The sequence below is a fragment of the Arthrobacter sp. Y3225116 genome (assembly GCF_059091245.1).
Genome location: NZ_JBNHGL010000622.1, coordinates 1 through 269, shown reverse-complemented (window position 1 = coordinate 269; position 269 = coordinate 1). Strand labels below are relative to the sequence as shown.

Below are 269 nucleotides of genomic sequence, written 5' to 3'. Positions count from 1 at the left end.
GTAGCCGCCGCCCACGACGGCCACCTTCAGGTTCTGGATTTCGGAAGTCTGCATTGTTCTGTGTTCCTTCACTGGACGCCGGTGCAGGCGTCCTCGGAGTGTGGGTGGGGTTGGAGTCCGCCGCCGCCGCCGTCGTCGGAGGTGGAGGCGGAGCCGACGCTTGACGCCGATAGGAGGTGCGGGTATCAGGCCTTGATGGAGAGGAAATCGGCCGGGTTGTCCTCGAGGAGGAGCTTGATGGTGGCGTCGTCGATGCCGGCGGCGCGCAT

At 65.8% G+C, this 269-nt stretch carries 1 protein-coding gene; it reads left to right on the top strand.

The genetic code is table 11. From position 1 onward, the window contains the following. Positions 1 to 269 (top strand): hypothetical protein (locus AC5RV2_RS19255; protein WP_494093653.1); only part of this gene is annotated, 269 nt, incomplete at both ends.